The 18,042-nt window shown below is 73.1% G+C and carries 10 protein-coding genes and 1 pseudogene; 8 read left to right on the forward strand and 3 right to left on the reverse strand.

The window, feature by feature from the left end; genetic code table 11:
• Positions 1-45: 45 nt before the first annotated feature.
• Positions 46-2,547, reverse strand: a complete 2,502-nt coding sequence (locus IH44_RS0102110; protein WP_051816446.1) for a transglycosylase domain-containing protein — start codon at positions 2,545-2,547, stop codon at positions 46-48.
• Positions 2,548-3,080: 533 nt separating this feature from the next.
• Between IH44_RS0102110 and IH44_RS0102115 the strand changes: the two genes are divergently transcribed.
• Together IH44_RS0102115 and IH44_RS0102120 are read left to right on the forward strand one after the other, a co-directional pair.
• The gene (locus IH44_RS0102115; protein WP_030457620.1) at positions 3,081-3,743 is read left to right on the forward strand and encodes a PadR family transcriptional regulator; all 663 of its coding nucleotides are present in this window, start codon (positions 3,081-3,083) and stop codon (positions 3,741-3,743) included.
• 145 nt (positions 3,744-3,888) lie between these two features.
• Positions 3,889-4,971: an inositol-3-phosphate synthase gene (locus tag IH44_RS0102120; RefSeq protein ID WP_014136999.1), complete on the forward strand. Its 1,083-nt coding sequence runs from the start codon at positions 3,889-3,891 to the stop codon at positions 4,969-4,971.
• A 223-nt stretch (positions 4,972-5,194) separates the two neighbouring features.
• Here IH44_RS0102120 and IH44_RS47100 read toward each other — a convergent pair whose 3' ends face one another.
• On the reverse strand, positions 5,195-5,965 hold the full coding sequence (locus tag IH44_RS47100; protein ID WP_051816447.1) for a peptidoglycan-binding protein: 771 nt from the start codon (positions 5,963-5,965) through the stop codon (positions 5,195-5,197).
• A gap of 163 nt (positions 5,966-6,128) precedes the next feature.
• Here IH44_RS47100 and IH44_RS0102130 point away from each other — a divergent pair, with 163 nt between their 5' ends.
• Together IH44_RS0102130 and IH44_RS42325 are read left to right on the forward strand one after the other, a co-directional pair.
• Positions 6,129-7,421, forward strand: a complete 1,293-nt coding sequence (locus tag IH44_RS0102130) for an MFS transporter (protein WP_232794784.1) — start codon at positions 6,129-6,131, stop codon at positions 7,419-7,421.
• Positions 7,422-7,486: 65 nt separating this feature from the next.
• Positions 7,487-8,227 (forward strand): hypothetical protein, encoded by a 741-nt coding sequence (locus tag IH44_RS42325; protein ID WP_051816448.1) that lies wholly within the window; start codon positions 7,487-7,489, stop codon positions 8,225-8,227.
• Positions 8,228-8,233: 6 nt separating this feature from the next.
• On the opposite strand, the gene IH44_RS0102140 is transcribed toward IH44_RS42325, so the two are convergent.
• Complete coding sequence (locus tag IH44_RS0102140; RefSeq protein ID WP_030457624.1) at positions 8,234-9,670, reverse strand: CCA tRNA nucleotidyltransferase; 1,437 nt, start codon at positions 9,668-9,670, stop codon at positions 8,234-8,236.
• A gap of 263 nt (positions 9,671-9,933) precedes the next feature.
• Here IH44_RS0102140 and IH44_RS0102145 point away from each other — a divergent pair, with 263 nt between their 5' ends.
• The 4 genes and pseudogenes from IH44_RS0102145 to sigM all read left to right on the forward strand — a co-directional run.
• Complete coding sequence (locus IH44_RS0102145; RefSeq protein ID WP_051816449.1) at positions 9,934-12,297, forward strand: DUF6049 family protein; 2,364 nt, start codon at positions 9,934-9,936, stop codon at positions 12,295-12,297.
• A gap of 51 nt (positions 12,298-12,348) precedes the next feature.
• Positions 12,349-14,754: a murein biosynthesis integral membrane protein MurJ gene (gene murJ / locus IH44_RS0102150; protein ID WP_030457626.1), complete on the forward strand. Its 2,406-nt coding sequence runs from the start codon at positions 12,349-12,351 to the stop codon at positions 14,752-14,754.
• Between the two features lie 287 nt (positions 14,755-15,041).
• On the forward strand, positions 15,042-17,156 hold the full coding sequence (locus tag IH44_RS46165) for a protein kinase family protein (RefSeq protein ID WP_051816450.1): 2,115 nt from the start codon (positions 15,042-15,044) through the stop codon (positions 17,154-17,156).
• A gap of 115 nt (positions 17,157-17,271) precedes the next feature.
• Positions 17,272-17,973: pseudogene (gene sigM / locus IH44_RS47575) on the forward strand (RNA polymerase sigma factor SigM); the annotation flags it as partial.
• Between the last annotated feature and the right edge of the window lie 69 nt (positions 17,974-18,042).

An 18,042-nucleotide genomic window follows, 5' to 3' on the forward strand; every position in this document is an offset into this window, starting at 1 on the left:
CGATGGATCGTCAAAGCGATCCGGTGCCCCCGGGTGCGATGGCCGCTAGCCGGTGGTGGTACCGCCGGTCTTGCCGGTGGTGGTCCCGGTGGTGGTGCCGGTGCCGCCGGTGCCGCCGGTGCCGTTGCCGCCCGTTCCGGTGCCGCCGGCCGCCCCGCCGCTCGGGCTGGAACTGGGGCACAGGCCGAGCAGGCAGGACGGGCTGGAGGACGGGCTGGAGGACGGGCGGCCGGTCGGACGGCCGGTCGGACGCTGGGACTCGGTCGGCGACGGGTCCGCCGTCTGGGTCGGCGTCTCGGCCGTCGGGGAGGCTTCCACGGTGGCGGAGGCCGAGGTCGAGGGCGAGGCCGAGGCGGTGGACGGGGCGCCGGAGGAGTCGACCTCCTGGCCCCAAGGGGTCGGTGCGGTGAAGTTCTTCGGGTTGCCCGGGCCGATGATCTTCATGTAGCGGGTGAAGATGTCGGTCGGATAGTCACCACCGTGGACCTCGTTCTTGCCACCGGTGCCCTTGAGGTCGAGCAGCTTGGCCTTGCCCGGTTCCTCCCGCCACATGCTGACCGAGGTGGCCAAGCTTGGCGTGTAGCCGATCCACCAAGCCGACGTGCTGTCGTCGGTGGTACCGGTCTTGCCTGCCACCGGGAAACCCAGCGCCGCCGTTTTGCTGCCGGTTCCGTTCTTCGCCACGTTCTGCAGTACGTCGGTGATGTTGTCCGCGACCGCCGGCTCGATCACCGTCTTCGGCGTCGGCTTGTCGAAGTTCGGCAGGGCCTTGCCGCGGAACTGCACCGCGGTCACCGAGTACGGATCGGTCTGCTGGCCGTGCGCCGCGAACACCGAGTAGGCCGCGGCCATCCGGATCGCGCTCGGTGTCGAGGTGCCCAGTGGAAGGGTCAGCGTGTTGGCCGCCGCCAGGGTGTCGTCGTGCAGGCCGAACTTCTCCGCCATCGCCCGGACCTTGTCACCGCCGGCGTCCTGGCCGAGCTGCACGAACGGCACGTTGTAAGACCACTGCATGGCCGTCCGCAGCGTCACGTACCCCTTCTTCCCGGGGTCGCTGTTGCGCTGGTGGTAGGGCTGGCCGTCGTCGCCGATCGCCTTGCTGCCGTCGGCACGGTAGATCTGCGCCATGTCGTCGGCCAGGTAACGGGAGTCCGGGTTGATCTGGGCCGGCTTGCCGTCCGGGCCGTTCTTGGTGAGGACGCCCTCCTGCATCGCGGTGGCCAGTACGAAGGGCTTGAAGGTCGAGCCGACCGGGACGCCCTTGGCGTCGGCGTTGTTGGTGTAGTGGTTGTTCTCGAAACCCGGACCACCGTAGATGGCCACGATCGCCCCGTCGTTGGGCACCACCGAAGCCGCGCCGACCTGGACGAACTTGTCCTCCTCACGGCTGTCCGGTTTCAGCGTCGCCGCCTCGAAGTCGTCGACGGCTTTCTTCAGCGCGTCGACCTTGTCCTTCTGGAAGGTGGTGTGGATCTGGTAGCCGCCGCGGTCCAGGGCCGCCGTGGTGATGCTCGGTTCCTTGTTCGTCACGTACTGCTTGGCGGTCTCGACCAGGTACGAGATCTCACCGGTGGTCTTGGTGGCGGTCTTCGCGTCGATCGGCTCGGGGAAGTCCTTGCACTTGGCCCGCTCGTCGGCGGACAGCACCTTGGTGGTGACCATCCGGTCCAGGATCCAGTTCCAACGGCCCACCATGCGCTCGTGGTTGGCCGGGCCCAGGCTTGGGTCGAAGAGGCCCGCGCCCTTGAGCAGACCGGCCAGCATGGCGCCCTGGCAGACGTCGATCTTGCTGGCGTCCACGCCGTAGTAGGCCTGCGCGGCGGCCTGGATGCCGGTGGCGCCGCGGCCGAACCAGCTGGTGTTCAGGTAGCCGGTGAGGATCTGGTCCTTGGTCTTCTCACCGTTGACCTTCAGGGTGATGAAGAATTCCTTGGCCTTGCGGGAGAGCGTCTGGTCCTGCGACAGGTAGACGTTCTTGACGTACTGCTGGGTGATGGTCGAACCGCCCTGGGTCTCGCCGCCGGTGGCCATCTTGTAGACGGCGCGGGCGATGCCCTTCGGGTCGATGCCGGAGTCGGTGCGGAAGGTGTCGTTCTCCGCCGCGATGACCGCGTCCTGCGCCGGGCGGCTGATCTGCGAGAGCTCCACCAGCTGCTGGTTCTCGTTGCCGGTGCGGGCCATCTCGGTGCCGTCGGCCCAGTAGAAGACGTTGCTCTGGATCTGCAGCGGGGTCTTCTCGTCCGGCACCTGGACCATCGCGTACGCGGCGCCGACGGCGGCCACGCTGCCGCCGAAGAAGATCAGGAACAGGCTCAGCACCTGCTTCCAGGACGGCATCCAGCGCCGGAAGCCGGACTTGCCGAACCGCGGGTAGTCGATCATCCGCTTCTTGCCCGGGCGGCCGCCCTGCCCGGCGCCGCGGCCGCTCGGCGGCCCGCCCGCGCTGCCGCCGCCGCCCTTGCGGGACTGCTTGCGCATCTCCGCCCGGGTCAGCCGGGGCTGCTCGGCGGTCTCCCGGGCGGCCCGTCGGCCGCCCTGGCCGGGCACCTGACCGGGACCTCCCGGAGCACCGGCGCGCCCGGGACCGCCGGAGCGGCTGGGCGTGGCGGCGCGGCTCGGGGTCGCGGCCCGGCCGGGCCCGGAAGCCCGACCCGGAGCACCGGAACCGTACTCGGGTGCGCCCTCGACCGGGTTCCCGTACGCGTACGGCCGTTCCGGGTCGGGCCTCCGCGGTGGCTGCTGCTCGCCTCCGGGGTTGGCCGACCTGCGCCGGTGTTCGCTCATCTCTCCGCAGCTCCTCGGTCAGGGTGCACAGGCGAAAGAGTACGGCTCCTCGAAAGCCGCCTAATCGGGCATTGGAAGCCAACCAGGACGAACCGACCGGGATTCATTACACGCCCGTTGCCCAGGGGCCTTGTGATTCCAGTTACGCGTGCCCCCCTTGCTCCTGCCGTGACCCAGGGTTACTGTTGCCGATATATCGAGCCGATACATCGGCGCGACACATCGGTTCGGCATACACTGCCGGACCGGGGCCCGCATCCGGCGAGCAGGAACCCTCACGGAAGGAGGAAGGCGGTATGAGCCGACGCTCCGGCGTCCTCGAATTCGCCGTCCTCGGCCTGCTCCACGACGCGCCCATGCACGGGTACGAGCTGCGCAAGCGGCTCAACGTCCTGCTGGGCTCGTTCCGGGCCTTCTCGTACGGAACGCTCTACCCCTGCCTGAAGAGCCTGGTCGCCCAGGGTTTCCTGGTGGAGGACAACCCGGACGTCGAGTACGTGCCGGCCACCGCGCTGAACGGCAAGCGGTCGAAGATCACCTACCGGCTCTCCCCCGAGGGCAAGCAGCGCTTCGAGGAGCTGCTCGCCGACTCCGGGCCGGAGGCCTGGGAGGACGAGCACTTCGGTGTCCGCTTCGCGTTCTTCGGCCAGACCGACCGGGCGGTCCGGATGCGCGTGCTGGAAGGCCGCCGCAGCCGGCTGGAGGAGCGGTTGGAGCGGATGCGCAGCTCCGTCGCCCGCACCCGCGAGCGCTTCGACGACTACACCCTCGAACTCCAGCGCCACGGCCTGGAGTCGGTGGAGCGCGAGGTCCGCTGGCTCAACGAGCTGATCGAGACCGAGCGCGCCACCAGAACCGGACGCAGCGCCGCGTCCCCGCACACTTCGGACGGCCGTGGCCCGGCCGACGGGTCCTCCGACCCGCCCGGGCCACCGTACGACCGCCCGGGGCGCTCCTGACCGGAGCGCTGCACCACCGCGCCGGCCCCGCCGCCCGCGGCGAGGCGTGGGCGCCCCGTGCGCCCGAACAGACAGTCAGAACAGATGTGGAACGAGGCTCCCGCCACAGCACGGCGGGCCTCATGAGATTCAGGGAGCAACCGGAATGGGTTCGGTTCGCGTAGCCATCGTCGGCGTGGGCAACTGCGCCGCCTCGCTGGTGCAGGGTGTCGAGTACTACAAGGACGCCGACCCGGCCGGTAAGGTCCCCGGCCTGATGCACGTCCAGTTCGGCGACTACCACGTGAAGGACGTCGAGTTCGTCGCCGCCTTCGACGTGGACGCCAAGAAGGTCGGCTTCGACCTGGCCGACGCCATCGGCAACAGCGAGAACAACACCATCAAGATCTGCGACGTGCCGCCGACCGGCGTCACCGTGCAGCGCGGCCACACCCTCGACGGCCTCGGCAAGTACTACCGCGAGACCATCGAGGAGTCCGACGAGGCCCCGGCCGACGTCGTCCAGGTCCTGAAGGACCGCCAGGTCGACGTCCTGGTCTGCTACCTGCCGGTCGGCTCCGAGGCCGCCGCCAAGTTCTACGCCCAGTGCGCCATCGACGCCAAGGTCGCCTTCGTGAACGCCCTCCCGGTGTTCATCGCCGGCACCAAGGAGTGGGCCGACAAGTTCACCGAGGCCGGTGTCCCGATCGTCGGCGACGACATCAAGTCGCAGGTCGGCGCCACCATCACGCACCGCGTGATGGCGAAGCTCTTCGAGGACCGCGGTGTCATCCTCGAGCGCACCATGCAGCTGAACGTCGGCGGCAACATGGACTTCAAGAACATGCTCGAGCGCGAGCGCCTGGAGTCCAAGAAGATCTCCAAGACCCAGGCCGTCACCTCGCAGATCCGCGACCGCGAGCTGGGCGCCAAGAACGTCCACATCGGCCCGTCCGACTACGTCGCGTGGCTCGACGACCGCAAGTGGGCGTACGTCCGCCTCGAGGGCCGCGCGTTCGGCGACGTCCCGCTGAACCTCGAGTACAAGCTCGAGGTCTGGGACTCCCCGAACTCGGCCGGTGTCATCATCGACGCCGTGCGCGCCGCGAAGATCGCCAAGGACCGCGGCATCGGCGGCCCGATCCTCTCCGCGTCCTCGTACTTCATGAAGTCCCCGCCGGTGCAGTACTTCGACGACGAGGCCAAGGAGAACGTCGAGAAGTTCATCCGCGGCGAGGTCGAGCGCTGAGCGCAGCGAAGCCTGCTCGCTGTCGGTGCTGAGCGCTGAGCGCAGCGAAGCCTGCTCGCTGTGGGTGCTGAGCGCTGAGCGCAGCGAAGCCTGCTCGCTGTGGGTGCTGAGCGCTGAGCGCAGCGAAGCCTGCTCGCTGTCGGTGCTGAAGCGCCGAGCTGAGTTTCGACGTCGGAGGGCCGTCCCGTTTCGTGCGGGGCGGCCCTCCGGCGTTCGCGTCCGGTCAGGACCAGGCCGCGTTCCAGGTGACCGGGCCGACGATGCCGTCCACGCCGAGGCCGTGGCGCTGCTGGAAGGCGCGGCAGACCTGGGCGGAGGCCGGGCCGTACCAGCCGTCCGCGCTGATCGACCAGCCGCGGGCGGCCATCCGCCGCTGCCACATCAGGACGTCGTCCCCGTGCAGCATCGGCGACTGCACCTTCAGGTACCGGCCGGGCCAGCGCGGCGCCCCGGAGGACGGGGTGGTGGCCTGCGCCGAGGTGCGGGCCGCCGGGATGCCGCCGAGCGCGGGGTCGGCGGAGACCGTCCCCTCCGGGAAGGCCGGGACCCCGTAGCCGTACGGCGAGCCGGGGCCGCGCCGCGGACGGGACTTGAGGTAGACGCCGTCGCCCTCGGTGGAGCCGGTGTCGTTGGTGTTGCCCTCCACGGTCTGGATGGTGTCGGCGTCGTAGGCGTAGACGACGCCGGTGTGGCTGCCGCCGTCGGGGCCGAGGTAGAAGGGGCCGCCGAGGACCGGGTAGTCGGTCCAGCGGTTGTGGTTGCGCCACCAGGCGACGGCCGTGAGGCAGGACGCCGTCATCGGCCAGAGCGCGTCCATGCCGGCCCGGTGGGCGGCCCAGGCTTCGAAGGTGGCGCACCAGGGCTGGCCGTCGGACCACTCCAGGCCGGGGGTCTCGGTGCTGTAGCGCTGTCGGTTGTTCCAGGTGCCGTCGGGGTCTCGGCCTTCGTGCTGGCCGACCTGGCCGAGCAGTAGGGCGGTGAACTCGTCCCGCATGGGAGCCTCCCGTTGTCCGAGGTGGTTCTTCCCTCCCTGGGTGCTCAACGAGCCTGCGGCCGGGAGGTCATCGGTGGTGCGGGAGCGCGCGGGGGGCGTCCGGTCGCCGGATGTTGCCGGATGTTTCACGTGGAACCGACCGGCCTCGTGGCACCCTTGGCGGGTGATCACCGAACGGCCCCCGCGGGAGGCCCCCCTGCTCGGGCTGTTGCGCGGCCGAGGTTTTCGGCAACTGCTGACGGTCCGACTGCTCTCCCAACTGTCGGACGGGGCGTTCCAGGCCTCGCTGGCCGCCTCGGTGGTCTTCTCCCCGGAGAAGCAGTCCTCCCCCGCCGACATCGCCGCGATCGCGGCGGCGACGCTGCTGCCGTTCTCGGTGGTCGGCCCGTTCGCCGGGGTACTGCTGGACCGCTGGCGGCGCCGGCAGGTGCTGCTGATGGGCAATCTGCTCCGGGCCGGGCTCGGCCTGGCGACGGCCGCGCTCCTGCTGGGTGAGGCGCCGAAGTGGGTGTTCATCTCGGCGGCGCTGGTGGTGACGGCGGTCAACCGCTTCATCCTGGCGGGCCTCTCGGCCTCGCTGCCCCGGGTGGTGGCCCCCGCCGAACTGGTCACCGCCAACGCGGTGTCGCCGACCCTGGGCGCGGTCGCGGCGGCCGGCGGCGCGGGCGCCGGTTTCCTGGTGCACCTGGTGGTGCCGGCCGGCCCGCGCGCGGACGCGCTGATGGTCACGCTGTCCGCGCTGCTGTACCTGTCCGCCGCCCTGGCCGCCCAGCGGATCCCGGTCGACCGCCTGGGCCCGGACCAGTTGGACGGGCTCCCCCCGCTGCGCGAGGCGCTGACCGCCACCTGGTACGACCTGCTGGCCGGCCTGCGGCACCTGGTGCGGGACTGCCGCCCGGCGGTGCGCGCGCTGGCCGCGGCGACGCTGACCAAGTTCTGCTTCGGCGTGCTGACCGTCGTGGTGCTGATGCTCTCCCGGTACACCTTCAACAGCGCCTCGGACGAGACCGGCGGCCTGGCCAGCCTGGGCTGGGCGGTGGCGATGTCGGCGGCGGGCATGTTCCTGGCCGCGGTGATCAGCCCGTGGTGCACCCGGAAGCTCGGCCTGAACGGCTGGGTGACGACCTGTCTGGCCGGTTCCGCGGTGCTCGTCCCGGCGCTCGGCCTGACCTTCCGGGAGGCCCCGGCGATGGCCGCGGCGCTGCTGCTCGGCCTGACCACCCAGAGCACCAAGATCTGCGCCGACACCCTGGTGCAGAAGTCGGTGGAGGACGAGTACCGCGGTCGGGTGTTCGCCATCTACGACGTCCTGGTGAACGTGGCGTTCGTCGCCGCGGCCGGCGCCACCGCGCTGGTCCTGCCGCTGGACGGCCGTTCGGCGGCGGTGATGTTGGGCCTGGCGGTGCTGTACGCGCTCGGGGCGCTGCTCTACTTCCGCGCCTCCCGCCGCCCCTGACGGGGGATCGGCCGCTAGGGTACGTGGGCGCACGGCAACCGCCACAGCCGCCACGGGGGGATCATATGAGCACACCGCAGCCGCCAGGGCCCTACGGGCAACCGGCCCCGTACGCCCAGCCGGGCCAGCAGCCGCCACCGCCGTACGGCGGCCCGTCCGGCTACGGCCAACCGCCCGCCTCCGGCTACGGCCAACCGCAGCCCGCGTACGGCCAGCCGCAGCCCCCGGCCCACGGGCAGCCGCCCGCCCCCGCCTACGGACAGCCGCCCGCTTCCGGGTACGCCCAGCCGCAGCCCGCGTACGGCCAGCCGCAGCCCCAGCCGTCGTACGGCCAGCAGCCCGGTTGGGGCCAGCAGCCTCCGGCCTACGGCCAACCGCCCGCCGGGGACGGGCAGTTGCCCGCCTGGGGGCAGGAGCCGCAGCGGGCCCCGGCCAAGCCCGCCGGGCCGGTCACCACCGGCACCAAGGTCCGCCGGGTGGCGCTCGGCGTGGTGCTGCTCGGCATGGTGGTCGGCGGCCTCCTGGTGCTCGCCGCGGCGTTCGGCGCCGGCGACAAGGGGCCGGTCGCCGGGGACTGCCTGACCACCGGGCACAAGAAGGTGTCCTGCACCGCCGCGGACGCCCACTGGCGGGTGCAGTACCGCAAGACCGGCGGCATCCTCTCCTCGCTCAACTGCGGCCGGGACCATCCGGGGACGACCTCCTACGACAGCCAGTACCGGTCGAAGAAGAAGACCACCCGGTACCGGCTCTGCCTGAGCCCGCTGAACGCCGCCCCCGGCACGGTCGACACCACCAAGCACTGAGCCCGGCTACGCCTCCGGCTGCTCCGCCCACCAGGCGCGCAGCGCGGCCACCGCTTCCTCGTGCGCCATCGGGCCGTGCTCCAGGCGCAGTTCGAGCAGGTGCTTGTAGGCCCGGCCGACCGCCGGGCCGGGGCGCAGGCCGAGCAGCTCCATGATCTCGTTGCCGTCCAGCGCGGGGCGGATCGCGTCCAGCTCCTCCTGCGCCTGGAGCGCGGTGATCCGCTCCTCCAGCGAGTCGTAGGTGCGGGCCAGCGCGGCGGCCTTGCGCTTGTTGCGGGTGGTGCAGTCGGAGCGGGTCAGCTTGTGCAGCCGGGACAGCAGCGGGCCGGCGTCGGTGACGTAGCGGCGCACCGCGGAGTCGGTCCACTCGCCGCCGCCGTAGCCGTGGAAGCGCAGGTGCAGCTCGACCAGCTTGGCGACCTCGTTGACCAGCTCGTTGGAGTACTTGAGCTCGCGCATCCGCTTGCGGGTCATCTTGGCGCCGACCACCTCGTGGTGGTGGAACGAGACCCGGCCGTCGGACTCGAAGCGGCGGGTGCGCGGCTTGCCGATGTCGTGCAGCAGCGCGGCCAGCCGCAGCACCAGGTCGGGGCCCTGGGTCTCCAGCGCGATCGCCTGCTCCAGGACGGTCAGCGAGTGCTCGTAGACGTCCTTGTGCCGGTGGTGCTCGTCGCTCTCCAGGCGCAGCGCCGGGAGTTCGGGCAGCACGTGGTCGGCCAGGCCGGTGTCGACCAGCAGGCGCAGGCCCTTGACCGGGTGCTCGGCGAGCAGCAGCTTGTTCAGCTCGGCCTGGACGCGCTCGGCGGAGACGATGGTGATCCGCTCGGCCATCGCGGTCATCGCGGCGACCACCTCGGGCGCCGGTTCGAAGTCCAGCTGGGCGGCGAACCGGGCGGCGCGCATCATCCGCAGCGGGTCGTCGGAGAAGGACTCCTCGGGGGTGGCGGGGGTGCGCAGCACCCGGGCCTCCAGGTCGTCCAGGCCGCGGTGCGGGTCGACGAACTGCCGGCCGGGCAGGTCGACGGCCATCGCGTTGACGGTGAAGTCGCGGCGCACCAGGTCCTGCTCGATCGAGTCGCCGTAGCTGACCTCGGGCTTGCGCGAGCTGCGGTCGTACGCCTCGCTGCGGTAGGTGGTGATCTCGATCAGGAACGAGCCCTCGGCCGTGTCCTTGCGGGCGCCGACGGTGCCGAACGCGATGCCCACGTCCCAGACCGCGTCGGCCCAGCCCTTGACCAGCTTGAGGATCTGCTGCGGGCGGGCATCGGTGGTGAAGTCGAGGTCGTTGCCGAGCCGGCCGAGCAGGGCGTCCCGGACCGACCCGCCGACCAGCGACAGCCGGTGGCCGGCCTCCTGGAAGCGGCGGGCGATCTCGTCGGCGACCGGGGATACCCGCAGCAGCTCCTGCAGGCCGAGGGTCTGCGCCTCGGTCAGCCCCGGCAGGGCGACCCGGTCGGCGGAGCTGGAATGATTGGCGCTGGACGCATTGGCAGTGGACACGGCTCACAAGGGTACGTGCCCGGCCTGCTCCGCCGCCCTCCCGTTTCGCTCCCCCGGTCCGTCCGGCAGCTCCCGGGCCGCAGCACTGCGGACCGGACGGCGTCGTTACCATGCCGGGTGGACGCTCCCGGTGGGGGACCGCCCGGCCGGGTCGGCCGCGGCGGTGCGTGGAGTGATCGAGACGATCGGGAACGGCGAGGACGCGCGTGGACGAGCGGACCGGGCGGAACGCGGCAGTGGCGGCGCGTCGCGGACGGTGGACGGGCCGGCTGGCCAGGGGCACCGCCGCGCTGCTGGCGGGCGGGCTGGCCGGTGCGCTCGGCGCCGCCCCGGCGGCGGCGGCCCCGGGCCTGCTGCCGGCCGCGGCGGCCGAGTACCCGGCGACGGTCCGGATCGACGCCCTCTCCCAGCAGGTGGCCTCCGAGAACAGCACCGTCACCGTCACCGGCACGATCACCAACTCCGGATCGGCGAGGTTCAAGTCGCCGACCATGAAGGTCCGCCAGCCGCAGGCCCGGCCGATGAAGACCCGCAGCGAGATCGAGATGGCGGAGTCCCGGACCACCCCGAGCTCCCTGGACGGCCTCTCGCTGGACAGCCCGGCCCAGCGGCTCCAGGACCTGGACCCGGGGCAGAGCGAGCCCTTCTCCCTGGCGGTCCCGGTCTCCGCGCTGAAGGTCGACGAGACCGGCACCTACGAGCTCGCGGTGGACGTCTGGAGCAGCACCGGCGACGAGAAGGCCCACCCGCTGGGCATCGCCCGGACCTTCCTGCCGTACCAGGGCCGGGAGACCGCCCAGCCCTCGCAGCTGGCCGTGGTCTGGCCGCTCACCCACGCGCCGGTGCTGGTCGCCCAGACCATGGCGGACGCCGACCAGACGCCGGTGCTGCGCGACGACAGCCTGACCGCCGAGCTGACCGGCGACGGCCGGCTGAACCGGATGGTCGAGCTCGGCGCCGACCTGCCCGGGCTGACCTGGGCGATCGACCCGAACCTGCTGGACACCGTGTACGCGATGACCAAGCCGTACCGGGTGCAGAAGCCGGGCACCTCCGGTGAGTCCGCCGGCGAGGAGAACACCGTCCCCGGCACCGGCCGGGACGTGGCGACGGCCTGGCTGGCGAAGCTGCGCACGGCGCTGGCCAAGCCGGGCACCGAGGTGCTGTCGCTGCCGTACGCGGACCCGGACCTGGCGTCGATCGCGCACAACGGCGCGGGGCTGACCGGCATGGACACCGCGCTGCGCAAGGCGGTGACGGCAGGTCAGATCACCACCGAGGCCCGGCTGTCGGTGGACGCCGAGTCGGACGTCGCCTGGCCGTACCAGGGGCTGCTGGACCAGCGCACCGCGGCGGTGGCGGGTGCGGCGGGCGGGCGGATCCTGCTGGTCGACGGCCGGTCGATGCCGGAGTCCGACAAGCTGTACTACACCCCGAACGCGGCCCGCTCGATCGGCAACGGGCAGACCGCGGTGGTCTCCGACTCCGTGCTGGCCTCGCTGTTCCGGCCCGACCTGAACTCGGCGGGCGCCCGCACCCTGGCGGTGCAGCACTTCCTCGGCGAGACCCTGACCATCGCCCACCAGGAGCCGGAGCACCCGCGCGGCCTGCTGGTGCTGCCGCCCCGCACGCTGAGCGTCGGCAGCGCGCAGGCGCTGCACGACGCGGTGAAGGGCGCGGCCGGCAGCGGCTGGGTGGCGCCGACGGTGCTGCGGAAGGTCGCCGAGCAGAAGCCCGACCCGGCCGCGAACGCGTCCGTCCCGGAGGGGTACCCGCGCGAGGCGACCGCCGACGAGCTGTCCGCCGAGGAGCTGGCGGCCACCATGCAGCTCCAGGACGGCGTGGACCAGCTGATGATGATCCTCACCGAGCCGGAGCGGGTGCGCGGCCCGTTCAGCGCCGCGATGGTGCGCGCGATGTCCACCGAGTGGCGCGAGCAGCCGAAGACCGGCACCGAGTACCGGCGCGGGGTGCGCACCTACCTGGACAACCTCAAGTCCGCGGTCCGGGTGCCGAAGAAGACCGTGGTGACCCTGCCCGGCGACAACGCGACGCTGCTGGTCAGCGTGCGCAACGGGCTGACCCAGTCGGTCGGCAACCTGGAGCTGAAGATCACCTCGGCCCAGCCGAACCGGCTGCGGGTCGACTACCCGATCCAGCCCGTGGTGATGGACGCCGGCACCAGCCGCACCTTCCGCTTCCCGGCCGAGGCGCAGGTCAACGGCCCGGTCCAGGTCACCGCGCAGCTGTGGACCACCGGCCCGGACGCCCGGCCCTACGGCGAGGCGGTCGTGTTCACCGTCGACGTCACCTCGGTGGCCAGCGGCGTGACGTACGTGATCGCCGGCGGCACCGTGCTGATGGTCCTCGCCGGCGTGCGGTTCTACCTCCAGCGCAAGAAGCGCCGGGCGGCCGGCGAGGTCGACGAGGACCCGGACCGCCCCGCCGACGGCCCCTCCGACGGCCCCGCGGGCGCGCCGGAGGGCACCGAGCCGCCGTCCGACGCGGACCCCTCCTCCGCCCCGGGTGACACCGATCGGATGGCCGGTGATGAGAAGGTGAACCACTAGGCCGCCCCACCCCCCGGGCGCCCATCCCCCTCTCTGACGTGGATTGGTGGCATGAACGAGCGGAGCGAGCGAGCAACCCAGGACCAGGGCGGAGGCCGACCCCAGGACCGCGCGGGCGGTCCCCGATCCGCCGCCCCCGCGGAGCCGGCCGCCGACTGGTACGTCGCCAACACCTACGCCCACGACCCGTACGCGCCCGAGGCGTTCGGGAGCGCGGACCCGTACGGCGCGATCGACCTGCCGGGCGCCGGGCCCGACGAGACCGACACCCCGGAGGGCTCGGCCGCGGTCCCCGGCCAGAACGACCACGGACCCGAGGCCGCCCTGCAGCTGACCGCCCCCGCCCCGCGCTGGGCGTCGATCGCCGCCGAGGTCGCGGCGGAGGCGGCCGCCGAGGCCCCAGCCGTGGAGGCCCCCGCCGCCGAGGCGCCCGCGCAGGACACGGCTCAGGACACGGCGGCGCGGAGCGCGCCGGCGGGCACCGGCGGGAAGCCCTCCGGCGAACGCTGGAAGGTCACGCCCGCCGCCGAGCCGGCCGACGCCTACGTCGGGGTGGACTCGCTGCTGTCGGAGCCCGCGGACGCGGAGGCCGAGGCGGACACGGGCGAGGACGGGGAGGAGCGCCCCGAGGCGGCGGGCCCGCACCCGTACGTGCCGCCGATCGAGTTCGACCCGCCGCTCTCCGAGGAGGAGGCGGTGATGCGGGCCGACGCGGCCGTGCTGGAGGCGAACGCGGCCGCCGCCGAGGTGGACACCGAGACCGGGACCGAGCCCGAGGCCGAGCCCGACCGCGGCGGCTCGGACGGTGGGGCGGGCCGGGTCGCCGGGCTGCTGAACTCCAGCGCCGTGATGGCCGCCGGCACCCTGGTCTCCCGGGGCACCGGCTTCCTGCGCACCATGGTGATCGCCGCCGCGATCGGCGTGGCCTCGATGGGCGACTCGTACAACGCCGCCAACACCCTGCCCACCCTGCTGTACATCCTGATCGGCGGCGGCGCGCTGAACGCGGTGTTCGTGCCGCAGCTGGTGCGCAGCATGAAGAACGACGAGGACGGCGGCACCGCCTACGCGAACCGGCTGCTCACCCTGGTGGTGACCGGCCTGGCGGGCGTGGTGTTCGTGGCGGTGCTGGCCGCGCCGGTGCTGGTGCAGCTGATCTCGCACGCGCTGATGCGCGACGCGGCGAGCGCCGACACCACGGTGGCGCTGGCCCGGTACTGCCTGCCGACCATCTTCTTCATGGGCGTGCACGTGGTGATGGGCCAGATCCTCAACGCGCGCGGCCGGTTCGGCGCGATGATGTGGACGCCGGTCCTGAACAACGTCGTGGTGATCTTCACCTTCGTGATGTACATCGCGGTGTACGGCACCTTCCAGCACAGCGAGGTCACCCCGCAGTCGATCTCCCCCGAGGGCGTCCGGCTGCTCGGCATCGGCACCATGCTGGGCCTGGCGGTGCAGGCGCTGGCAATGATCCCGTACCTGCGGGCGGCGGGCTTCTCGTTCCGGCCCCGGTTCGACTGGCGCGGCCACGGCCTGGGCAAGGCCGCCCGGCTCGCCAAGTGGACCTTCCTGTTCGTGCTGGCCAACCAGGCGGGCTTCCTGGTGGTCACCCAGCTCGCCACCGCCTCCGGCAAGGCCGCCGAGCAGGACGGCCACCTCGGCGTCGGCCTGGCCGCGTACTCCAACGCGCTGCTGATCTGGCAGCTGCCGATGGCCGTGGTCACCGTCTCGGTGATGAGCGCGGTGCTCCCCCGGCTCTCCCGGGCCGCCGCCGACCAGGACTCCGGCGCCGTCCGCGACGACCTCTCGTACGGCCTGCGCACCTCGGCGGTGGCGATCGTCCCGGCCGCGTTCCTGTTCCTGTCGCTGGGCCCGGTGATCGGCTCCTCGATCTACGGCCTGGGCAACGGCGGCGCGGTCGCCCACGGCACCACCGCGGTCGGCTACATGCTCTCCGCGTTCGCCCTCGGCCTGATCCCGTACTCGGTGCAGTACGTGCTGCTGCGCGGCTTCTACGCCTACGAGGACACCCGCACGCCGTTCTCCAACACCGTCTGGGTGGCGCTCACCCAGGCCGCCACCGCGGTGCTGTGCTGGCTGGTGCTGCCCGCGCAGTGGGCGGTCACCGGCATGGCGCTGGGCTACGGCCTGGCCTACGCGGTCGGCGTGTCCGTCGCGGTGCCGAAGCTGAAGGCGAAGATCGGCAGCCTGGACACCGCCCGGATCACCAAGACCTACGTCCGGCTGGCGATCGCCTCGCTGCCCGCCGCAGCCGTCGGCCTGGTCCTGGAGCTGCTGGCCCTGCAGGTGCTGGACGGCTGGATCGGCAGCGTGCTGACCCTGCTGGTCGCGGCCGGCGCGCAGCTCGCGGTCTTCCTGGTGCTGGCCCGGAAGATGCGGATCGAGGAGCTGAGCGCGCTCACCGGAATGGTCCGCAGGCGGCTCGGCCGCTGAACCTCCCGCGGGCCCCGGGTTGACGTGCCGTCAACCCGGACGAGAACGAACCGCCGGATCCTCAGTACGCTTTCCCTGGGCCGGAGTCGGGGCACACCCCCGATTCCGGCCCATTCGTCTGCTGTTCCACCGGAAGTGGGCAATCGGGCAACCTCCCGCCACTCTCAGAGGTCGTACCTGACGTCCGGTAGTGGGCACAATTGACCCTGCACGGCCGACCGCTCCGGTACGGAGCCGTCGACCGTCCTGGGATTGACCGGGGCGACACAAGGGGAGGCAGGACCACGGTGGCTGACGGCACCAAGGCGATCGTCGACACGTCCGAGGCGGACGGGGCGGCGACCGAGGCCGCACCGACGGACCCGGAGCGCGACGCCGACTCCGAGCGCGGGTCCGCGCCCGGGTCCGACCGCGGGTCCGCCCGCGGCGGGGCCGCCAAGAGCCCGGCGAAGGGCTCCCCGAACGGCGCGGTCAAGGCCGCCGCCAACGGCTCGGCGAAGGCCGACGGCAAGGGCGGACCGAAGAACGGCAACCGGAGCAACGGCAAGGGCAGCGCGAAGGCGGACCCGAAGACCACCCCGCTGCGCGCGGCCAACGCGAAGCCCGCCCCGCCCACCGGCACCGAGACCCCGGACGCCGCCCCGGCCGCCCCGACGCCCCCCGCCGCCGAGGCCACCGCCCCGCTCTCCGCCCAGGAGATCGACGCCGAGCTCACCGCCCAGGGCGCCCGCCCGGAACGCCCCTCCCGCAGCCGCGGGGTGCGCCGCCCGCTGCCGCCGGTCGAGCCGTCCGAACCCGCCCCGCCCACCAGCACCGAGACCCTGGACGCCGACACCGCCACCCTGCCCACCGTGCTGCCCGCCCCGCAGCGGCGCAGCGGCGACAAGATCGGCGCCCGCTACCGGCTGGAGGAGTGCATCTCCGAGTCGGAGACCTTCACCAGCTGGCGCGCCGTCGACGAGAAGCTCCGCCGCGCCGTCGGCGTCCACCTGCTCGCGGCCGGCCACCGCCGCGCCAAGTCGGTCCTCACCGCGGCCCGCAGCGCCGCCCTGCTCGGCGACCCGCGCTTCGTCCAGGTGCTCGACGCGGTCCAGGAGGGCGAGCTGGTCTACGTCATCCGCGAGTGGCTGCCCGGCGCCCGGGACCTCGGCGAGTTGCTGGCGGGCGGCCCGATGGAGCCGTACGACGCGTACCAGATGGTCCGCCAGGTCACCGACGCGATCGCCGCCGCCCACGAGCGCGGCCAGGCGCACCTGCGGCTCACCCCCAAGTGCGTGCTGCGCACCGACGGCGGCCAGTACCGGATCAACGGCATCGCGGTGGACGCGGCCCTGCGCGGCCTGCCCGCCGAGGACGCCGAACTGACCGACGTCCGGGCGATCGGCGCACTGCTGTACGCGGCGCTCACCCACCGCTGGCCCTACCCCGAGGACCGCTACGACCTCCAGGGCCTGCCCAAGGACCTCGGCTGCGTCCCGCCGGACCAGGTCCGGGCGGGCGTCCACAAGGGCCTCGCCGAGCTCGCCGCCCGGATCCTGTGCGACCAGCCCCCGCACCACAAGGAGCCGATCACCAGCCCCGCCGGGCTGGCCGCGGAGATCGCCCGGATGCCGAAGATCCGGCAGCCCGAGCAGCCCGCCCCGCCCGCGCTGCGCGCCCTGCCCGCCGCCCGGCCCCGCTACGCCGGCAACGCGCCGACCCAGGCCCTCCCCCGCGCCGAGGCCGCCCCCGTCCCCGGGCCGGCGCCCGCCCCGGCCCCCGCCCCGCGCCGCGGGCTGCGCCGCCTGCTCAAGTGGACCGCCTCGCTGGTCGCGCTCTCCGCGGTGGCGGTCGGCTCCTGGCAGCTGGCGCAGTACGTCAACAACCGGGACAGCGCCACCGGCAGCCACAGCACCCCCGCGCCCGTCCCGACCGGCAGCGCGCCCGCCCCGGTCGGCGAGAAGCTCACCATCTCCTCGCTCGTCCCGTTCAACGCGTTCGGCGACAACAAGGACGAGCACAGCAACGAGCTGGCGAACGCCACCGACAACAACCCCGCGACCGCCTGGACCACCCAGCGGTACAACGACCAGTTCGGCGGCTCCTACCGCCCCGGCACCGGCCTGCTGATCGACCTCGGCTCGGCCCGCCAGGTCGGCTCGGTGGACGTCCAGTTCATCGGCGACACCAAGGCCGAACTGAAGGCCGCGCCCGCCGGCACCGCCACCGCCCCGTCCCCCGACGACGCCGGCTTCCGCAGCTTCGGCGCCTCGGTCGCGTCCGGCTCCGGCAGCAAGTTCACCCTGAAGCCCGGCAGCCCGGTCACCACCCGGTACCTGCTGCTCTGGCTGACCAACGTCCCGGTCAACGAGGACGGCGGCGGCTTCCGCGGCAAGGTCGCCGAGGTCCAGGTCAACGGCTAGGGCCGGTCTCCGGATCCCGCCGGGCACCGATCACCCCTTGATCCGCTCCGGCGCATCCCCAACGATGTGACCCACGGCCGCCGGAGCGGACGGCCGAACCGCAAGGAGGGGGCGGATGGCCGAGGAGCCCACCGACGCCGAACTGCTCGCCCGGCACACCGCGGGCGACCCGGACGCCTTCGGGCTGCTGGTGCACCGCCACCGGGACCGCCTGTGGGCGGTCGCGGTGCGCACCCTCGGCGACCGCGAGGAGGCCGCCGACGCGCTCCAGGACGCCCTGGTCTCCGCGTTCCGGGCCGCCGCCGGGTTCCAGGGGCGCTCGGCGGTCACCACCTGGCTGCACCGGATCGTGGTGAACGCCTGCCTGGACCGGGCCCGCCGCGGCGCGGTCCGCCGGGCCGAGTCGCTCGACCAGCGGCCGGAGGGCACCGCGGAGCGCGCGCTGGGCCCCGCCGAGGGCGCGGAGAGCCACGCGGTGCGGGCCGAGACCCGGCGCGAGGTGGCCGACGCGCTGACCGCGCTGCCCGCCGACCAGCGGGCCGCCCTGGTGCTGGTCGACATGCAGGGCTACCCGGTGGCCGAGGCCGCCGAGGTGCTCGGCGTCCCGGTCGGCACCGTGAAGAGCCGCTGCGCCCGCGGCCGGGCCCGCCTGCTGCCGCTGCTGCGCCACCTCGGCCCGGCCGCCGCCGCCCGGGGAGCCGGACCGGACGACCGCCCCGCCACCGTTCCACGTGGAACCGCCCCCGCGCCCACCGCCGTTCCACGTGGAACCGCCCCCGCGACCGTTCCACGTGAAACCGGGCCGACCGGCCCCGCCCGAGCGGCGGACGCCCGAACCGCCGGTGTTCCACGTGAAACACCGACCGGACCGGCGCGCGGCGGCACC

Source organism: Kitasatospora sp. NRRL B-11411, assembly GCF_000721345.1.
GTDB lineage: Bacteria > Actinomycetota > Actinomycetes > Streptomycetales > Streptomycetaceae > Kitasatospora > Kitasatospora cineracea.